The organism is Streptomyces turgidiscabies Car8 (genome assembly GCF_000331005.1).
Lineage (GTDB): Bacteria > Actinomycetota > Actinomycetes > Streptomycetales > Streptomycetaceae > Streptomyces > Streptomyces turgidiscabies.
The window spans coordinates 551,055-566,744 of sequence record NZ_AEJB01000361.1; the positions used below are offsets into that span (position 1 = coordinate 551,055).

Annotated in this window: 15 protein-coding genes and 1 pseudogene; 6 read left to right on the forward strand and 10 right to left on the reverse strand. The window is 69.9% G+C overall.

From position 1 onward, the window contains the following. Nucleotides 1-14 precede the first annotated feature (14 nt). From STRTUCAR8_RS26455 to STRTUCAR8_RS26465, 3 genes are all read right to left on the reverse strand, one after another. Entirely contained in the window at nt 15-2,087 is a 2,073-nt protein-coding gene (locus STRTUCAR8_RS26455; RefSeq protein WP_006374406.1) for a recombinase family protein, read from the reverse strand. A 332-nt stretch (nt 2,088-2,419) separates the two neighbouring features. After that, nucleotides 2,420-2,911: a helix-turn-helix domain-containing protein gene (locus STRTUCAR8_RS26460; RefSeq protein ID WP_006374402.1), complete on the reverse strand. Its 492-nt coding sequence runs from the start codon at nt 2,909-2,911 to the stop codon at nt 2,420-2,422. 174 nt (nt 2,912-3,085) lie between these two features. Continuing rightward, nucleotides 3,086-3,361, reverse strand: coding sequence for a DUF5372 family protein (locus STRTUCAR8_RS26465; RefSeq protein WP_006374419.1), 276 nt, complete (start codon nt 3,359-3,361; stop codon nt 3,086-3,088). Between the two features lie 68 nt (nt 3,362-3,429). On the opposite strand from STRTUCAR8_RS26465, the gene STRTUCAR8_RS26470 reads away from it, so the two are divergent. Both STRTUCAR8_RS26470 and istB read left to right on the forward strand, forming a co-directional pair. Beyond that, nucleotides 3,430-4,239, forward strand: coding sequence for a Mu transposase domain-containing protein (locus STRTUCAR8_RS26470; protein WP_234372659.1), 810 nt, complete (start codon nt 3,430-3,432; stop codon nt 4,237-4,239). Next, complete coding sequence (gene istB, locus STRTUCAR8_RS26475; protein WP_006378616.1) at nt 4,236-5,000, forward strand: IS21-like element helper ATPase IstB; 765 nt, start codon at nt 4,236-4,238, stop codon at nt 4,998-5,000. Before STRTUCAR8_RS26470 ends, istB begins: the two co-directional genes overlap by 4 nt. A gap of 135 nt (nt 5,001-5,135) precedes the next feature. Here the strand turns inward: istB and STRTUCAR8_RS26480 are convergent, their stop codons facing one another. The 6 genes and pseudogenes from STRTUCAR8_RS26480 to STRTUCAR8_RS26505 all read right to left on the reverse strand — a co-directional run bounded on the left by STRTUCAR8_RS26480 (nt 5,136) and on the right by STRTUCAR8_RS26505 (nt 9,548). Further along, nucleotides 5,136-5,486 carry a hypothetical protein gene (locus STRTUCAR8_RS26480; RefSeq protein ID WP_044472854.1) on the reverse strand — a complete coding sequence of 117 codons (351 nt, stop codon included), beginning with the start codon at nt 5,484-5,486 and terminating at the stop codon, nt 5,136-5,138. A gap of 108 nt (nt 5,487-5,594) precedes the next feature. Continuing rightward, nucleotides 5,595-5,981 carry a P-loop nucleotide/nucleoside kinase family protein gene (locus STRTUCAR8_RS26485; protein WP_006378780.1) on the reverse strand — a complete coding sequence of 129 codons (387 nt, stop codon included), beginning with the start codon at nt 5,979-5,981 and terminating at the stop codon, nt 5,595-5,597. 117 nt (nt 5,982-6,098) lie between these two features. Further along, entirely contained in the window at nt 6,099-7,073 is a 975-nt protein-coding gene (locus STRTUCAR8_RS26490; RefSeq protein WP_006378873.1) for a hypothetical protein, read from the reverse strand. Between the two features lie 385 nt (nt 7,074-7,458). Further along, nucleotides 7,459-8,184: a restriction endonuclease gene (locus STRTUCAR8_RS26495; RefSeq protein WP_006378590.1), complete on the reverse strand. Its 726-nt coding sequence runs from the start codon at nt 8,182-8,184 to the stop codon at nt 7,459-7,461. A gap of 36 nt (nt 8,185-8,220) precedes the next feature. Further along, nucleotides 8,221-8,496: pseudogene (locus STRTUCAR8_RS26500) on the reverse strand (restriction endonuclease); the annotation flags it as partial. A gap of 47 nt (nt 8,497-8,543) precedes the next feature. Then, on the reverse strand, nt 8,544-9,548 hold the full coding sequence (locus tag STRTUCAR8_RS26505; protein WP_407705499.1) for an NsdA family TPR-like regulatory protein: 1,005 nt from the start codon (nt 9,546-9,548) through the stop codon (nt 8,544-8,546). Nucleotides 9,549-10,058: 510 nt separating this feature from the next. On the opposite strand from STRTUCAR8_RS26505, the gene STRTUCAR8_RS26510 reads away from it, so the two are divergent. Beyond that, a complete protein-coding gene (locus STRTUCAR8_RS26510) occupies nt 10,059-11,474 on the forward strand; it encodes a UDP-N-acetylmuramate--L-alanine ligase (protein ID WP_158697472.1) in 1,416 nt (471 codons plus the stop codon). On the opposite strand, the gene STRTUCAR8_RS26515 is transcribed toward STRTUCAR8_RS26510, so the two are convergent. Then, entirely contained in the window at nt 11,471-12,871 is a 1,401-nt protein-coding gene (locus STRTUCAR8_RS26515; protein WP_006379049.1) for a UDP-N-acetylmuramoyl-tripeptide--D-alanyl-D-alanine ligase, read from the reverse strand. The two genes, STRTUCAR8_RS26510 and STRTUCAR8_RS26515, sit on opposite strands and share 4 nt — an antisense overlap. A 137-nt stretch (nt 12,872-13,008) precedes the next feature. Between STRTUCAR8_RS26515 and STRTUCAR8_RS26520 the strand changes: the two genes are divergently transcribed. Genes STRTUCAR8_RS26520 through STRTUCAR8_RS26530 form a run of 3 tightly spaced genes read left to right on the forward strand, consistent with a single transcriptional unit; the run spans nt 13,009 to nt 15,555 of the window. Continuing rightward, nucleotides 13,009-13,965 (forward strand): D-alanine--D-alanine ligase family protein, encoded by a 957-nt coding sequence (locus STRTUCAR8_RS26520; RefSeq protein WP_006378809.1) that lies wholly within the window; start codon nt 13,009-13,011, stop codon nt 13,963-13,965. Continuing rightward, a complete protein-coding gene (locus STRTUCAR8_RS26525; protein WP_006378697.1) occupies nt 13,962-14,954 on the forward strand; it encodes a threonine ammonia-lyase in 993 nt (330 codons plus the stop codon). The genes STRTUCAR8_RS26520 and STRTUCAR8_RS26525 overlap by 4 nt, the downstream gene beginning before the upstream one ends. Further along, the gene (locus STRTUCAR8_RS26530; protein ID WP_006379056.1) at nt 14,947-15,555 is read left to right on the forward strand and encodes a C39 family peptidase; all 609 of its coding nucleotides are present in this window, start codon (nt 14,947-14,949) and stop codon (nt 15,553-15,555) included. Before STRTUCAR8_RS26525 ends, STRTUCAR8_RS26530 begins: the two co-directional genes overlap by 8 nt. Nucleotides 15,556-15,690 lie beyond the last annotated feature (135 nt).

Genomic DNA, 15,690 nt, shown 5'->3' on the forward strand with positions numbered 1-15,690 from the left:
CATCACACTGCACCTCATCGGGTCGTTGCGGAGTGTTCGGGGTCCAGGACGTGTCGGCGTGGCCGGCCGATGACGGGCCGGACCAGGTTGGGGCCGGGCAGGGGGTAGAGGTACTCGCCCTTGTCGTTGGCCAGGACGCCGGTGATGATGCCGTCGCGGCGCCAGTGCTTGACGGTCTGGAAGTGGACGCCGAGGTGGCGGGCGAGTTCGGAGACGGTCAGCATCCCGGCGTCGAGCAGGCGTTGGCGGTGGCTGCGTAGCTGGTAGGCGTTGCGCAGGTGGACGATCATGCCGCGGGTGAAGGGTCGGCCCATGCCGCTGGGCAGGCCGCGCTCGTTGAGGATGTCGGCGCTCTGGGCGTCGGTGTGCTCTTCGAGGAGTTCGTCGAGGGCTGTGACGACAGTGGGGTCGGTCTGGCGAAGTTCCCAGGCGGTCAGCGGGCGGGGCAGGGTGAGCTGGTGGCTCTGGCCGCCGCGCAGGACGACACCGACGGTGATGTGGTCGGTCTTGGTGAGGGTGACGTCGGTGACCAGGAGCCGGAGCATGCGCTTGCGTTCCCGCATCGGGGTGGCCGGGTCGTTCCAGAGCCGGGGGAAGTCGGCGGCCAGCGCGGTGATCTTTGCGCGGGTCTCGGGCGAGAGCGGGCCAATGGCGGTGTTCTTCGCGTGCTCGTACTCGTCGGTGGCATCGGCGAGTTCGCGTAAGGCGTCGTTCCAGTCGGCTTCGAGTGTGTCGGCGACCAGCCGGTTGGCGGGATCGACGGCCAGGTAGCGGCGCCTGGCGAGGTCGGCGCGGTAGCGGGCGCGTTCGACGCAGGATGCGCGGAGCCGGTCGGCTTCCTCGGCGCGGGCGGCCAGCTCATCACTCACCCGCAGGGCGACTTCGAGGGTGAGCGGGGTGAGGGTGGTCAGCAGCAGCTCGCCGACGGCGGCGTCGATCTGGTCGCCGACCATGGTCTGGCAGATCGGGGCCGCGTTGCGGATCCCTTCGAACTGGCAGAGGTAGATCGGTTTTCCGGTGCCTTTGTAGTGCTGGTAGCGCACGGTCATCCGGCGGCCGCACTTGCCGCAGGAGACCATGCCCTGCAGCAGCGCGGTGCCTTCCCGCGGTGGGGAGGCTTTGCGGTCGGTGCCGTGGGCGGCGGCGAGTTCCGCGAGCCGGGTCTGGTTGGCCTCGAACTCCGGCCAGGTCAGGTAGCCCGGATGGGCATCGGTGATCAGCACCGTCCACTCCTCGCGCGGCAGGACGTGGCTGATGGTCTTGCCGCCCGGACCGCGGCGTTGATGTCGGCGTCCGTAGAAGAACGCGCCGGCATAGCGCGGGTTGTGCAGGATCTGCAGGACCCGGTGGTGCTGCAGGATGCCCCAGGTCAGCTCGTCCTTGTTCGGGCCGGTGCGGATCCGGCGGGGGAACTTCAGGCCCTCGTCGGCGAACGTCTTGACGACGGCATAGGCGGAGCCGGTCGCGGCGAACGTGGCCAGCAGATGCCGGATGGCCTGCTGGATGGAGGCGTCCGGGTCCAGCACCACCCGCTCGGCGTGGTCATAGACGAGGCCAACGGGCAGCGGCTGGACCAGCTCTCCGCGCCTCGCTTTGGACAGTACTCCGCCTCGAAGGCGGGCCTTGAGCAGGTGCAACTCCGCTTCTGACATGGTCCCCTTGAGGCCGAGGAGCAACCTGTCGTTGAAGTTCCCGGGGTCATAGAGGCCGTCTTCGTCCAGGATCAGCGTGCCGGCCAGCGCGCAGATCTCCAGCAACCGGTGCCAGTCGGTGTTGTTGCGGGCGAGGCGGGACACTTCCAGGCCGAGGACGATCCCGGCGTGTCCCATGCCGACCTCGGCGACCAGCCGCTGAAAGCCGTCCCGGCCCTCGGCGGAAGCGCCGGACTGTCCCTGGTCAGTGTCGATCACGACGATCTGGGAATGTTCCCAGCCCAGCGCGACGGCCCGGCCCCGCAGGGCGTACTGCCGCTGGGTGGACTCGGTGTTGTTGATTACCTGTTTGAGGGTGGACTGCCGGATATAGAGGTAGGCGTCACGCTGCAGATGTTCGCGGGTCACCTTGCCCGCCGCGGCCGTCGCGTCCATGGATGCCGTCCGCTCCTCGTGCTTCTCGTGTCGTTCGTTGCGTGCGTTCTTCGGGCGGGTGGAGATGTGCCAGGGCCATCGCGGCCAGGACCCGGACGAGTTCGTCGCCGTCGCGGGCCAAGCCGGCCGGCGCCTGCCTCTCGTGGCCGGGTCGGCCCCGAGGCTCGGGCAGGGACCGCCAGGCCGCGGCCCAGGCGGCCATGCCCTTGCCGACGAGCACGCCCCAGCCCAGCCGCCAGCCGCCGCCCGTGCCGTCGGCCGCCGCGGTCCGCAGTTCCTCATAACGGGCTGTGGCCGCTGCGGCGTCCGCGGGTCCCGTAGTCGCAGGGCTGTCAGCTGCAGCTTTTGGAGGACTCCTGAGTGCGTGCGGCCGCGCGTCGGGCCAGGGCCCGCTCGATGGAGCGCGGGTGGACACTCAGGCCGTACTCGCCGGCGACGGCGACGGCCAGGTCCCCCGAGCGCAGAGACGGCTCGGCGGCCAGCCGTGTTTCGACGTACTCCATCACTTCGTCGGTGAGTTTGCGCGGCCCCTTCGGGCCGGGCTTGCCCGGCACCAGCGCGGCCGGACCGCCCGCGTCGAGTGCGGCCACGGCGTCGTAGTAGACCTGCCGGGAGAACCCGAACTCCCGCACCGCCCGGGCCGCAGGCACCTTGTCCACCCGCACCCGGCGCACCATCTCGTACTTCACCTGCACCAGATCCCGCGGATCGCAGAACGGCGAGGCGGTGAACACCACATCGACCACGGCCTCCGGCCGCGGGTTCAGCGTCCGCGTCGCCCTCAGCGCGTCCTCTTTCGGATCGCTCGTCGCGTTGCCGGCCATGCCGCCTCCCTTGCTCGCCTGCTGCCTCAAGAATTGCGTCGCGGCCGACCACAGCCAAGAGCGCACAGAGGCACCGGATCACGTATCTGTGCAGGCCAGTTGGTATGGCGTGCGCTGTCTCGCTCACCGTGCGCCGGACACGCCCCCACCACTGCGGCGTGAATCCCAAGGCAGTCACGGCGTCATCTCCTGGGCACTCGCACCGCGGCCGTCGAGATGGTCGATCAGGTCGGACAGGGCAAGAAGATCCTCGGTGCGGAACGGGCTGCGGCCCGCCGCGAGGACGACGAAGGGGTCCTCGCCGCCCGCATCGGTCCACGCCGTCGGCGCGGACAGCACCTCTCCCGCCTCGTCGCGGAAGTACACGCGGTCCTCGCCCCAGTTCTTGCGCCGCACGACGAACGCGTACGACCGGCCGTGCCACGGATGGAACGGGTGCGTGACCGTCACAAGTCGCTCCGCACCATGCGGATCAGGAGCATTTGACGGTTCGGGATAAGCCCAGAGTGGAGCGGCCCATGCCCTATGTCCGCGACTCGTTCTGGAGCGGACGGACGTTCACCTCACTGGAGCACATGCAGGCCGAGGCCCTGCTCTGGGCGACGAATGTCGCAGGCCAGCGGCAGTGCCGGCCGCTGGGCGGCGCGAAGCCGCTGTCGGTGTTCGAGGCGGTGGAGGCCGAGGCCCTCCTGCCCCTGCCCGAGACGCCGTTCGTGCTGGCGAGATGGTCAACTGCCCTGGTGGGGCCGGACATTCACGTCAAGGTCGGCCGCACGCTCTACTCGGTGCCCTGGAAACTCATTGGCCGCCGGGTCGATGTCCGCTCCACCGCCACCATGGTCCAGATCTTCCACGAGGGCACGCTGGTCAAGACCCACGCCGCCCTGGAGCAGGGCAAACGCACCGACAAGAACGACTACCCGCCCGAGAAGATCGCCTTCCAGATGCGGACGCCGATCTGGTGCCGCGGCCAAGCCTCGCAGGTCGGCGATGCCTGCCGGGAGGTCATCGACCAACTGCTGGAGGTCAACGCTCTCTACCGGCTCCGCGCGGCCCAGGGAGTACTCGGACTGCGCAAGAAGTACGGCGACGCCCGGCTGGAAGCCGCATGCAGAAAGGCGATCACGGTCGGCGACCCGTCCTACCGCACCGTCAAGGGGATCCTGGTCGCCGGCACCGAGACCGATCCGGAACCGGAGACCGGCGACGCCGGCGCCGCGGCCTTCCTGCACGGCCCCGAGGGCCTGTTCGCCGCCGTCCCCACTCAGATGCCCGGCGACGTCCACGACGACCAGGACCGCGGTGACGCCGAGGAGGCCGAACGATGAGTGTGATGACCACCGCCCTGCGTGACTCGCTCAAAACCCTGCGGCTTTCGGGGATGCTGGAAACGCTCGACGCCCGACTCACCCAGGCCCAGAAGGGCGAACTCGGCCACCTCGACTTCCTCCAGGTCCTCTGCCAGGACGAGATCACCCGCCGTGAGTCCGTCGCCCTCGAACGGCGCCTGCGCAGAGCGAAGTTCGAGCAACAGGCCACCTTGGAGGGCTTCGACTTCAACGCCTCCCCGAAGCTGCCCGCCGCCCAGATCCGTGATCTCGCGGCCCTGCGCTGGCTCCACTCCGGCGAGTCCGTCATTCTGTTCGGACCCGTCGGGGTCGGGAAGACACACGTCGCCCAGGCCCTCGGCCACCAGGCCGTCCGCCAGGGCGCCAACGCCCGCTTCGCCAAGACCAGCCGCATCCTGGCCGAGCTCGCCGGCGGCCACGCGGACCGCACCTGGGACAAGCGCATGCGCGAACTCATCCGCCCCGACGTGCTCATCCTCGACGACTTCGCGATGCGTCAGCTGTCCCCGTCCCAGGCCGATGACCTCTACGAACTCGTCTCCGAGCGGCAAGGTCGGTCCTTGATCATCACCAGCAACCGGGCGCCCAGCGACTGGTATCCGCTCTTCCCCAACCCGGTCGTCGCCGAGTCGCTCCTGGACCGACTCATCAACGCCAGCCACCAAGTCATCATGAACGGTCCCAGCTACCGCCCCAACAAACGACCGAAGGGACCCACCGACAAGCCGTCGGCCACCTGACGCCCCGCCCAGTTGTCCGCGTTCCCTCCTGCGGCACAAACTCCCTCCCCCGCACCGGGGTTGACGTGCTAGCAGGAGGGGTGACGGCCGAGGGCTACCTCCTGGGTGGGCACGGCTGACCAGGCCAGCCCGGGTTCACAGCCACCGCTTGGCTGCTTCGACACTGTCGCCACCGCTGGTGTTGAACGCGATCGCAGCCTTCCGCGCATGCCGTCGGACCAGGTTCACGACCTGCTCGAAGAGCGGCAGAAGAGGTTCCGGCTTGCGGATCCCGCCACCGATGACGACGACGTCCCAATCACGCTCGGACAGTGCCGCGATCATCGCGGGCTCTGCTGACTCGTCCAGCGCAATCAGCGTCATGGATGCATCGATGGCATAGTCACCGAAACGTGCCAGTTCCTGGTCGAGAGCAGCGCGGATCACGTCCCCGTCCATGCCAGGCACTGTGTTCGGATCGACTCCAAGAATGAGAACGGAAGGCATGTCCGGGAAGACGATCAGCCGCCTTCGCTGGTTCCCGAGGCGCAACACTGCCGTCTGAGCACCGAGGCCGCTGCGAGGGCGGACGGCCGCCTGGGGAATTACGTGAAGTTAGCCCTGGGGAATTACGTGATCGTCCACAACGAGGAAGTACAGCAGCCGCGGGCTTCCGCCGGCCTCCTCGACGAGCTTCTTCCACTCGTCGCGGGCGGCACGCGTCCACAGTCCGTGGTCCAGCACCACGTCCTGCCCGGTGGCGACCCGCTCGACCAGCTCCTCGCGGACCTCGGCGACCACCGGGGTCTCCAGGGCGAAGTAGTCCCGCTCCGGGTAGTCCACGCCGTAGCGGCCGTGCCGGGCGTGCACCCGCTCGTCCACGGACAGCCGCACCGCCCCGGACGGCTCCAGCCGCCGCCTGGTGTACGTGGTCTTGCCCGACCCGGTCAGCCCGACCAGCAGATACACCACCGGCCCGCTCTGGCGGCCTGCCGCCTTCACCCCTGCTCCTCCTCACCCGCTGGGACTCCCTCCGCCCAGCCTGCCACCCTCCGCCCCGCCGCGCGGCCGATCCGGCCGCACCTTCACCCGGGAGGTCAGCCGTGATCCCCTGGGTCCTCAGACCTGTCGGTGCTCAGCCTTGCCGAGCGCCGACAGCACGCGCGTTGGATTCCCGATCAGGTCGAGCAGGGCGCTGGTCCGACGCGCCCACCGAGCTGGATCGTCGCCCTCGGCGAACGCTGCGGTCGACTTGAATTGATCCCGGAGGTTGACCGGCAGACGGCCAGCCAGCGCCGCCGCGAGCTCACGGCCCAGGACAGCTCGCGGCGAGGCCGGCCGTATGAAGCGGGCCAGCTTGCCGGTCGCCGAGACGGGGGCGTCGGAAGCGGTCTCGAGGGCCGCGACGGCCTCTCTCACCCAGTCGGCGTCCCAGGCATCCGGGAGCGGAACTGTGACCTGCTGAACGCTGGCGATCGCTTCCCGCCCCAGCGCCAGGGAGAGCCCGCCGGGGTCCTCGTGGTAGTTGAGGTAGCGGGCAACGTCGACGCCTGGAGGGCAGACCTGGTCGAGGACGACGTCGCCGACGAAGTCGCTGGGATCGATGAGCCAGCCCTCGCGAACCACGACGGACGGATTCAGATGGATTCGGTACAGGTAAAATTGGTTGCCCCGGTCGGCCTGGTCGCGGATCCGCCTGAGCATGTTGTGGACCGCGGCCTCGTACGTGCCGATGTGGAGCGCCTTCGCCCGCTGGCGTGCGGCCCAGGCGGCCACAGGCTCGTCGCCGCCCATCATCCTGCGGGTCTCGGGCGCGAGGACGGCGGCCGGATCGAAGTCCCTCGTCGGCCAGTCCGGCTGCGTGCTCGTGTGGTACCAGGAGACGGTCGCAACCCGGTCGTCGTCGAGCGCCGGGTCGTCGGGATCGACCGTCACCCGGGGCGCGTCCTCGTGCTCGCACGTCAGGCCGCAGCCGGGGCACTTCTCTCCGCCCTGCTCCCATCGGTCGATCCAGTCCAGATCGACGACGAGGCGACGGTCGCAGCCGCCGCACAGCATCAGCCGGTCGCGCGAGAAGTCGATCAGTCGTTCCATGGCTCCATTCTCCGGGAGCGCTCCGCGGGCCGGCCAGACCCGGCACATGTCGAGCGGACGACCTGTCGTCGTTGGTGCTCGCGCTGCTCACCCGCCGCGTCGCCGCAGCACACCCCACGCCGACAAGTACAAGGCCCCATCATCTCCAGGCGCGCTTTCCGACGACGCCTCCTCTGCCATACGAGAGGCTGAACAGCACGTCCGCCACTGCTGGCAGCAGCTCCAATCACGGGTCGACCCGCCCGAGTGACCTGAGTGAGACAAAGAGGTAGCCAGCGTGGCGATCTGACCAGACCTGACGGGGTACCCCGCGGAGTCGTCCGGACGGATCTCCGAGAACGTCAACGTCCCGTTTGCCCGCCCTGTTAAGGGGGTGGGTCTGGGGTCACTGGGTCGTGCTCGGGATGCCCAAGACGTCGTACAGGTGCTGGCCGTGGGCCCACTTCTTCAGTTCGGGACGGCCCATGAGGATGAGGTCGTGGTGCGCGGCGAAGTCGATCGCAGGCTGGGTGAAGCCGTTGAGTCCGATCATGATCGGCACATCGGCTCCATGATGAAGGCGGGCCGTTCCGTTGAATTTCTGCACGTGCCCCGAGCCGACCGGCGCCGCGTACTGCTTGCATTGCAAGATCAGGAGCCGGTCGTCGTGGTCCCGGGCGCTGACGTCCACCCCGAGGTCGCCGGCTCCTCCCACCCGCCGTGTGCTGCGGAACCCGTCACGGGCCAGAAGATCGGCGCACGCCTGCTCGAAGCCCGCCGCGCTCATCGCGGCCAGCTGCTTCATCTTGAAGGTCAGCACATCCGGATCTACCGCCTCCCTCGGCGGAGGGCTGGAGGCGTAGTCCTCGTCCTGATCGACGTAGGCGTACGTGTCGGCGCTGAACAGGAACGAGAGCAGCTTCGCGAGGAGGATGAGCGAGGCTAGTGCGCCGACGACGATGAAGCCGGTCCACCAGGGATGATCGGCGATCAGCCCCCACAGATCCACGGTGATCCACCGGCTGACGTCTTCCGTGAGCCACTCCCACAGCATCTTGCCGATCGCCAGCGCGAGGACGGCGTACAGCAGGAACTTCAGCAGCGGGTCGAGGGACCCGTCTTCGTCGAACACCGCACCTCCAGAACGTCGATGATGGGGAAGTGCCTGTCAGGCAGCACGCTTGAGCCGGCCGCGACGGGCGGGTGCCGGGAGCCCGATTAGCTCGTGCAGCGCCGTACCGGTCTCCGCCCAGCGCCGAAGCTTGTCCCGGTCGACCCAGTGGACGCTGTGCCGGTGGCCCCAGGCCATGACGTCTCGGGTGAAGGCGCCGTTGGTGACGACGACAGCGTGATCGGCTCGGTGGGCCGGTCCCGCCGTCCCCTTCACCGCGTACATGACCGAGGGCCCCACTTTCCCGCCTACGTGTGTGTGCGGGGGCTGCATCCGTCGGGCCGGGCGCGGCGGCCAGCGCGTGACGGAGAGGGATGCGCTCATCCTCGGGCGGTGATGCGCTCGCCGAGTTCGGCAGCGGCCGGGCTGTCGGGAAGGCCGGGCAGACGGGCGGCGATGTTGGTCAGTCCGTCGTTGATGCGGACGGACTGTACGCCGTCGGCGCAGTCGAAGAACTCGCTCCAGGTCGCCAGAGCCTGGGCAATGTTGCCGCGCTTGAGCTGGACGTGGCCGAGGTCAGCGAGCACGATCGCCCGGGTGCGTTTGCGGTCGAGGCCGTGGATGTCGAGCGCCAGGTGCAGGTGTTCCTCAGCGGCGGCGAGGCTACCCATCTGCGCATGGATCATGCCGGCCTCATGGGCCCACCGGCCGTGGCTGTAGTGGCTGGCCCACGACTGGCCCGGCTGGGTGGGGGCGCGCTCGATTGCGGTCTGGGCGAAGGTCAGTAGCTTCGCGGCGGTGGTGTGGTCGCCGTCGGCGGCTGCCGCGCGAGCGAACGTGTTGCGGTAATACGCCAGCGCCTTGGGGTTGGTCAGCTTCCGGCCGCGCTGTTCGCATGCCTCGGCGAGCCGTACGGCCGTGGGGATGTGGCCGAGGTCGATGGCCTGGTCCGCCAGTCCGCGCAGGGCGGTGGCGGCGAGTTCGTTCTCGCCGGCCTCGGCGGCGAGCCGGTAGCTGTAGAGGTTGTACTGCTGGCTCAGGCCGTGGTTGCCCTCATCTCGGGCCATCCAGCCGATCAGGTGCACGAGTTCGCTGGTGGCGGCGAACAGCTCACGGCCGACTTTGTCGGCGTAGCGGCCGTCCAGCCAGCGCTTGACGTCGATGGTGAGGTAGCGGACGGCCAGGTGGCGGGCGTGCCCGCCACCGAGTTCGGAGGCGACGTCGCCCAGGGTGGTGGTCATGGTGCGGACGGCCGCCACCTCGCCCATGCCCACCGCGACGGGGCCGGGTCGGTTCGCGCGGCGGGTGACTGCCTCGGCGTCGGGCAGGTCGAGTGCGGCAAGCCCGACGGCAGCGGACGCTGTGAGGAACTGCCGTCGGTCCAACACGTCCCTGCCTCCCAAGCACATGACTGAGGCCACGGTATCGGCGAACGGCGCCTCATTCTCCCCGGATAGATCAAGCTGGAGGACCTGTTCGATGAACGGGAGCCATTCCGTGGGCACCCGTCGCTCGGTCTCCCACCGGTAGACCTGCTGCCGGTCGAGAAACCCGGCCTTCCCCCAGCGCGCCACCGACAGCTCGTCTGCGAGCTTCGCCTGGCTGCACCTGGGGCGTCTGGCTTGGCGTGCCGCGCGGATGCGCTCCCCGAGAGTCATGTCCGGCCGATCGTTGGTCCTGGTTCACAACGGGCCTACAACTGGCAGACATTGTGGCAGCTGTCCACGCTGCGCGTCTGCATGTTGACTCATCGTCATGGGGGCTTCCGGCAATGCCAACGGCGAGACCAATCAACCGGGCCTCTCCAGCGCCCTGCTACCCGCACCCCTTCTTCTCCCGCGGTCGGCGGGAGGAGCGTCACATCAGGCACCACCTCACTGCGAGGAGTCACTGCTGTGGTTGAAACCAGGTACGTAGAAATCCCGCCGCCCGCCAGTCCGCTGGACCTGGGCCGTCCTCACTTCGTGGGGATCTGCGGGGCAGGCATGTCCGCGCTGGCCCACCTGCTCGCCGGCCGCGGCGCGCAGGTCACCGGCTCGGATCTGCGGATGGGCGAGGCTGCGGCCGCGCTGGAGGAGGCGGGCTGCCGGGTGCGCTTCGGGCACGACGCCGCGAACACCGCCGGGGCGTCGGTGGTCGTGTGGTCCAGCGTCATCGACGCCGCCAACCCGGAGATCGTCGCGGCGCGGGCGGCAGGTGTGCCCGTGGCGCACCGCTCCCACGTCCTGGCGCAGCTCGTGGTCGAGGCGGACCGGTCGGTGGTCGTGGCCGGGACGCACGGGAAGTCGACGGCCACAATGATGCTGGCCGACGCCGTGGGGCATCTGCTCCCGTCGTGGGTGGCCGGTGCCACGCCCGTCGGCTCCGTCAACGGGCACACCGGTTCGAGCCTCCTGATCGCGGAAGGCGACGAGTCCGACCGGAGCGTGGCGCAGTACCGGCCGGACGTCGCGGTCGTGCTCAACGCCGACGACGACCACCCCGAGACCTTCGCCGGTACCGGGGACGTGGTGGGGACGCTGACGGACTTCGCGGTCGGCGCCAAGGCCCTGGTGGTGTGCGCCGACGACGCCGGGGCCCGCAAGGTGACCAGCCGGGTCCGCAGCCACGGCGGCGTGCAGGTGGTGACCTTCGGCGAGACTGCCGGCGCCGACGTCAGGCTGCTGTCCGCGGAGCCTTCTCAGAAAGGCAGCGCGGTCACCGTGCTCGACCTGGACGGCACGCGGGTGTCGTGGACGGTGCGCACTCCCGGCCGTCCGGCGGTGCTCGCGTCGCTCGCCGCGTACACGGCGGGCCGGGTCCTGGGCGAGCGGCCCGAGTCGCTGGCGGCTGGACTGTCTGGCTTCCGGGGTGTGCGGCGCCGGATGCAGCTGGTCGGCGAGCGGCGGGGCGTGCGGGTGGTGGACTCCTTCGCCCACCACCCCACCGCGATCGCCGCGGACATCACCACCGCGCGCGAGCTGGCCGGAGGCCGGGTGATCGTCGCGTTCGAGCCGTGCGGGTCGACGCGGGTGCGGGTCCTGGGGGCGCGGATGGGCGTGGCGCTCGCGGCCGCGGACGAGGTGGTGCTCCTGCCCGTCCGCGACGCCGTGTCCTCGTCGGCCAGCCTGGCGTCCCGGGGCGCGATGGAGGAAGCGGCCGTGGGGGCCGGAGCTCGCGTCCGCCAGGTCGGCGGCCTGGCCGAGGCCGCGGATGTGGTCGCCGCCCTCGCCGCGCCCGGTGATGTGGTCCTGACGATGGGCGTGGGCGAGGTGGCCGGTCTGGGGGCGTTGCTGCTGGCGCCAGCGGACCGGCCCCTTACCTTCGTCTAGCGGTCTCCGGCCATGGTGTCGGGCTGGGCCAGGCGCACGGCCGTGTGCTCCAGCTCGACGCTGTGAGAGCCCTTGACCAGGACGATGTCCCCCGGCTGGATCAGATCACGGGCCAGGGTCAGGGCGTGGTTCCTGTCGTCGGCGCCCACGACCTTCAGCTGCGGGTTGTCCTGCTGGGCAGCTTCGGCCATGGCCCGCGCGTCGTCGCCGCCGACTGCGATCAGCACGTCGATGCCGGCGGTGGCGACGAGACGGCCGACTTGCCGGTGCTCCTCGCCGCCGTCGGCGCCTAGTTCCTTCATCTCGCCGAGGACGGCGATGGTCCGGCGGTCGTCCTTCATGGCCGTAAGGGCGGTGAAGGCTGCCTTCATCGACTCGGGGTTCGCGTTGAACGCGTCGTTGATGATCCGGATCCCGTCGGGCCGGTCGGTGACCTCCATGCGCCCGGATGCGACCAGGACCGCGCGGGACAGCGCGGCCGCCGTCTTCTCCACGTCGGCGCCCAGCCCGATCGCGACGGCGGCGGCAGCCAGTGCGTTCGACACGTGGTGCACGCCGTGAAGGGAGAGAGCGACTCGCGCCTTGGTGCCGGCTGCCGCAAGGGTGAACGAGGCCCGGCCGGAGGCGTCGACGGTGACGGCCAGGGCCCGGACGTCGGCGTCGTTGTCGACACCGAAGGTCAGCACCCGGGCGGAGGTACGGGAGGCCATGGCGGCGACCAGCGGGTCGTCAGCGTTGAGGATCGCCAGGCCGGCCGTAGGGAGCGCCTCGACGAGCTCGCCCTTGGCCTGCGCGATCTGCTCTCGGCCGCCGAACTCGCCGACGTGGGCGGTTCCCACGTTGAGGACCAGGCCGACCGACGGCGGGGCGATGCGGGTCAGGTGGGTGATGTGGCCGATGCCGCGGGCGCCCATCTCGAGCACGATGTAGCGCACGTCCTGACCAAGGTGGGTCACCGCCAGCGGCATGCCGATCTCGCCGTTGAACGACTTCACCGTGGCGATCGTCGGCCCGAGCTCGGGGAGGACCTGCGCGATCAGGTCCTTGGTGCTGGTCTTGCCCGCCGAGCCGGTCAGCCCGATCACCGTCGCCTCCGGCACTTCGGCCAGCACGGTGCGGGCCAGTGCGGCGAGCGCGTCCAGCACGTCGTCGACTACTACGGCCGGGACACCGACGGGACGGGCGGCCAGGACCGCCACCGCCCCGGCTTTCACCGCGTTCGCCGCGAAGGCGTGCCCGTCGGTGTGCTCACCGGGCAGTGCAGCAAACAGACCGCCGGGCTCGACGGTGCGCGAGTCGACGACGGCGGGCGCGGTCATCAGCGCGGACGGGTCCGGCACGTCGCACAGACGGCCGCCGACAGCGGACGCGACGGCTTCGAGCGAAAGGGGGATCACGAGAAACGCACTCCGAATCAGCAGGGCTCGCCCGGCACGGCCAAGCGCCCGCCGGTTCAGTCCATCCGACCGTAGCGCCTGCAAGTGCCGGCGCATCTGAGACCGGCCACAGCCCCGAGGAACAGGAGTACAACCTGATGACGATGCAGTCTCTTCAGCCCGGCCGGATCGCCGTCGTCTCCGGCGGCAGGTCCACCGAGCGGGAGCGGTCCTTGATGTCCGGCCGCGCCGCCCTGGAGTCCCTTGACCGGCAGGGCTACACCACGGCGTTTCTCGACTCCGCCGACAAGGACTTCACTGACCAGATCCGGGGCGCGGATGTGGCCTTCCTGGCCATCGCCGGGCAGTACGCCGAGGACGGCAAGCTCCAGGGGTTACTGGAATGCCTGAACATCCCCTACACCGGCTCCGGTGTGGCGGCCTCCGCCGTCGGAATGCACAAGGTCCGCGCCAAGACCCTCGCTGCGGCCGCCGGGGTGGCAGTCCTGCCCAGCGTCACCCTCCCGGCTCGCGACGGTGACGTGAGCACGCAGGCCATCACCGGCATGATCTCGTTCCCGCTGATCCTCAAGCCGCTGTCCGAAGGCGGCTCGATCGGGATGACGGTCTGCCGCGACACCGACCAGCTCACCGTCGCCCTGCGCACGATCGACCCGGCCGACGGCTGGTTCGCCGAGCCGTTCACCACCGGCACCCCGGTGAGCTGCGGGGTCCTGGAGATCGACGGCTTGCCCGTCGCCCTGCCGCCGTTGTCGACGATCCCCTCCGACGCCGACTTCTACGACTACGCCACCAAGCGGGACAAGACCAAGTACCGCTATGAGTGCCCGGCCGACCTCCCCGACTCCGCCCTCGAAGCGATCACTACCGCCTCGCTCACCGCGCACGACGCCCTGGGCTGCTCGGGCTACTCCCGATCCGACTTCATCGTCTCCCCGGACGACCGCCCGTTCTGGCTGGAGATCAACACCCTGCCCGGCCTCTCGCACACCGGGAACCTCGCCACCATGGCGGCTGCGGCGAACATCGACTACGACCAGCTCATCCACCTGATCCTCGCCACCGCCACGACCAGCGGGGGGTACCGGCCGTGACCGAGCTGACCGCCCGCGACGTCCAGGACGCCGCCGCCAACCTCGAGCCGGTCGCCGCCCGCACCCCGGCCCTCTCCGCGCTCTCCCTCGACCAGGCTGCCGGCTGGCCGGTCGTGTGCAAGGCCGAAAGCCTCCAGCGCACCGGATCCTTCAAGTTCCGCGGCGCCTACCACCACGCCTCCTCCCTCCCCGCCAAGGAACGCGCCCGCGGCCTGGTCGGCGCCTCCTCCGGAAACCACGCTCAGGCTCTCGCGCTCGCTGGCAGACTCCTCGAAGTGCCGGCCACCGTCGTTATCCCCGCTGACGCCCCGGCCCCGAAGGTCGAGGGCATCCGCGCGCTGGGCGGCAGGGTCGTCACCTACCACCGGGACTCCGAGAACCGGGACGCCCTCGTGGCCGAGATCGCCGCCCGTGACGGACTGGCCGTCGTCCCCTCGGCGAACTCCCGGCACATCATGGCCGGCGCCGGGACCGCCGCCCTGGAACTGCTCACCGACCACCCCGAGATCGAGACCCTCGTCGTGCCGGTCGGCGGCGGCGGCCTCGCCGCCGGGACCGCCACGATCGCCAAGCACCTCTACCCCGGTATCAAGGTCATCGGCGTGGAACCGGAGGAAGGCGCCGACACCCTGTTGTCGATGCGCTGCGGTCAGCGCATCGCCCTGCCCGAGGTCCCCGCAACCATCGCCGATGGCCTGGGGCACACCAGCCCCTCACCGATGACGTGGGCCGTGAACTCCCGGCTGCTCGACGCCGTCGTGACGGTGACCGACCTGGACATCACCACCGCCATGGCCTTCGCTTTCCGGCACCTGAAGGTCGTAGCCGAACCGAGTGGAGCTTGCGCCCTGGCCGCTGTCCTCGCCAGCCACGTCCCTCACGAGTCGGGAATGATCGGGGTGGTGATCTCTGGCGGCGGCGTGGACCTGCCCACCTTCCACCGGCTGATCAGCCAGGCCACGCACCGGAAGGAACCCTTACGTGTCTGACCACCAGTTCGACACCGTCACGCAGTACGCCAGCCCGGATCTGATCGCCGCCTTCGCCTACGAGGGCCGCGCTCACGACGACGATCCCCGCTGGGCCGAGTCGGGCGCCCCCGACCTCGAGACCTACGGCCGGTGGTCCGGCCACCTGTGCGGCATCGCCTGCCTGCGCATGGCGCTCCTCGCCCGTACCGGCAACGCGCCCACCATGTTCGAGCTCCTCGACGGCGCCCGGAAGTACGGGGCGTACACCGAGGATGCGGACACCGGCGCGATCCGCGGCCTGATCTACGCCCCGTTCGTCCAGTACGTCCTCGACGTACACCCGCTGGACGCTGAGGTGCACCGCACTCTGACCATGCCCGACCTCCTCGCCCTGCTCGACGGCGGGCGGCTGGTCATGGCCTCGGTGCACAAGGAAATCCGCCGCCCCGAGAACCCTGCCCCCGGCAAGGGCGGCCACCTCGTGCTCGTCACCGGCCGGCAGGGCGACACCGTCCACTTCCGTAACCCGTCCGGCCACACCCACCAGGCCCGCACTGCGAGCCTGCCCGTTGCTACGTTCGCCGCCTTCTTCGGCGGCCGCGGAGTGACCCTGACCTGACACTGATGCCTCCGGGCCGAGCCACACCCCGGTGGCTCGGCCTGCTCCCGATTCGGTTGACCTACCGGTTGAGCGCGCTTTTCGGGCATCCCTCCACGTACCGGCATGGTTCATCAAGGGTTTCGAAGTTCTCCG

Bases quoted from the DNA above. Each gene is read 5' to 3' on its own strand.
- STRTUCAR8_RS26455 (WP_006374406.1), bottom strand. From the start codon at position 2,087: ATGGACGCGACGGCCGCGGCGGGCAAGGTGACCCGCGAACATCTGCAG.
- STRTUCAR8_RS26460 (WP_006374402.1), bottom strand. From the start codon at position 2,911: ATGGCCGGCAACGCGACGAGCGATCCGAAAGAGGACGCGCTGAGGGCG.
- STRTUCAR8_RS26470 (WP_234372659.1), top strand. From the start codon at position 3,430: ATGCCCTATGTCCGCGACTCGTTCTGGAGCGGACGGACGTTCACCTCA.
- istB (WP_006378616.1), top strand. From the start codon at position 4,236: ATGAGTGTGATGACCACCGCCCTGCGTGACTCGCTCAAAACCCTGCGG.
- STRTUCAR8_RS26480 (WP_044472854.1), bottom strand. From the start codon at position 5,486: ATGCCTTCCGTTCTCATTCTTGGAGTCGATCCGAACACAGTGCCTGGC.
- STRTUCAR8_RS26490 (WP_006378873.1), bottom strand. From the start codon at position 7,073: ATGGAACGACTGATCGACTTCTCGCGCGACCGGCTGATGCTGTGCGGC.
- STRTUCAR8_RS26520 (WP_006378809.1), top strand. From the start codon at position 13,009: ATGACGATGCAGTCTCTTCAGCCCGGCCGGATCGCCGTCGTCTCCGGC.